At 67.4% G+C, this 2,273-nt stretch carries 1 protein-coding gene and 1 pseudogene; one reads left to right on the top strand and one right to left on the bottom strand.

Annotated features, from left to right (window positions below; genetic code table 11):
* Positions 1-1,028 precede the first annotated feature (1,028 nt).
* Entirely contained in the window at positions 1,029-1,664 is a 636-nt protein-coding gene (locus tag ACZ7D7_RS33895) for a hypothetical protein (protein ID WP_470829388.1), read from the bottom strand.
* A gap of 202 nt (positions 1,665-1,866) precedes the next feature.
* Between ACZ7D7_RS33895 and ACZ7D7_RS33900 the strand changes: the two are divergent.
* Positions 1,867-2,273: pseudogene (locus ACZ7D7_RS33900) on the top strand (hypothetical protein); the annotation flags it as partial.

Consider the following 2,273-nt stretch of genomic DNA (forward strand, 5'->3'; position numbering starts at 1 on the left):
AGAACACCCGCCATCACTCTCGCCGCATGACCACCCCCAACACCCGCACACCAGGCACCACGTCCTTGACGAAGGACATAGAGACACCCCCCCGGCGGCTCGGCGCCCGCATCGCCCACCCGTGGCTCTGGTCGCACGCTGACGGTGTACAGAGGGCGGCCGGGGGCCGAGTCGGCAGAGCCGGACTGTGGGTGGGTCCGGTCCCGTGGTCGTACGGCCGTCGTCGTAGAGGGCTCAGCAGGGACCACTGCCCTGACCAAGGACGTGAGCGAGTATTTCAAGATCGACTACGTGCCGGAGCTGCCGGACGAGGCCCTCGACCTGGCGATCGAGCAGGCAGGGTCGGTCACCGCGCCCATGACGCAGCTCGCCGACACTGCCTGACCGACTGGAAACATCAACACCGGCCTGTTGCCCTGCGCCGGCCCTGCGACACGGGGGAGGCCGAGTCGTTGTTCACCAGACGGTCGCACCTCCGGTGCTGGCGGCGGACGCGGGGCGCGCGCCCGGTGGCGGCCGTGGCGGGGGACGCGTCCGGCGGCGGTCGCGTGACCGGTGCGTGGTCGCGGACTCAGGCCGGCGGACCACCGTCCGAGGCCGCCTGGTCGGGCCCGGCCGCCGGTGCCGAGCAGTCCCGCCGCCGAGAACGGCTCCGCCGCCGCGAGAGCCCGTGGCCTTGATGCCGGCAGCGGCCATGCCGGGCGTTATGAAGGTCATGCCCGGTTCTACCACCCGGCGGTCCCGGCGCTGGCCGGGACGCCGCAGCAGCCGAACAAGGCGAGCCGTTCCGTAGACGGTGCTGGTCAGGTTGCGCAGCAGCGTCAGGGCATCGCTGTCGGGTGCAGCCGCCAGGTCGGTCAGATATTGAAGCAGATGGAACAGCACAACGGCCTCCGGGACGTCGACGGACGGTTCTCGCCCCTTGCCGAGTCCGGGAGGCCGCCAGAGTGCAGCGGCGCCCGAGGTGTTCCGAATGAGTACGAGGGCTCTTCTGTTCAGGATGAGCCATCAGTTTCCTGGAGCGTTCATCACCGCCCACCAGCGCAGACGGAAAGCGTCTTTGAAACATAGGCCGATACGCCCTCTACGCTGCCGCGAATGGCACGCACATGGACAAGACTGCACGAACACCTCGGATGCCCGCCTGGTCCTCTCATTTTCGACATGGTCCGCCAGGCCGCGGCAGACGACTTGGAGGAGTCCGACGACCTGGACTGGAAGGAGATGCTTCCCCAGCCGCCCCGGGACGGCCGGTGGAACGAGTTCGCCAAGGACGTCGCCGCCATGGCAAACACCCGCTGCGGGCTGATCATCTTCGGGTTCAGGACAAGACGACCGTCCTGACGGGCATCGACCCCGACGAGGTCAACCGGCAGCAGTACGCCCAGTGGATCCGCAACCACGTCCAGCCCTACCTGGCGGACCTGGACATCTTTGAGCTGGCCGACGGCACGAAGACGGTCCTGGTCGTCGATGTGCCAGCCAGCGAGATGGCACCGCACTTCGTGTACGGCGGCGCAGCACGCGACAAGGAACAGCAGACCGCGGTCGTCCCCTACCGGGACAACGACCGCACCGCCTGGATGGCAGAGCACCAGATCGAGCGGGCCTACCGCGACCGCTTCGCCCGCGTCAGCCGGGCAGAGGAAGAAATCCAGCGTCACATCGACTTCACCACCCAGACCATCTCCGCGCACGCCTACGCGCCCTCGGCATGGTTCGTCGCGGTCTCCCGGCCTCAGCGGCCGCCTGCGGCGCGGTGCCTACACGATGAGCCGGGATCAGGCTCGGGACGCTCTGGAGGCCGCCAAGACACGAGCCCGCCTTCTGCACGCGAGAGAGCTGGTGCCAGGTCCTCTGATCGGGATGGGGCCGGACATCCGGCTCAACCCACGTCCCGGTCTGCGCCGCTGGGTGTGCAACAACCTCCAGTCACCCATGAACCGGGAGAGCATCACCGAGCTGCACTACGACGGCACTGTGGTGATGGCCGCCAACCTGTCCTTCACCCGAGAAGGGGGCGCAGAGCTTTCGGGAGAAGACAGCGTCCACCGTACATCCGAGCGCCTGGTGACGGCGTGCTGCTGCGATTTCATCGCCACCGCGCAGGAGCACCAGCGAAAGTTGCGCCTGGATAGCACTCTGCAACTGACTGCGCTGATCATCTCCCCGGACATGCCTAGTACTGCAACGGTGCTTGTTCTGAGTGCTGGGCAGTTTTCAGGGGCTGTGTCCGCGTCGTTTGTAGTGGCTGATGCGGGCTTGGTGCTGGC

Source organism: Streptomyces sp. NPDC037054 (genome assembly GCF_055606745.1).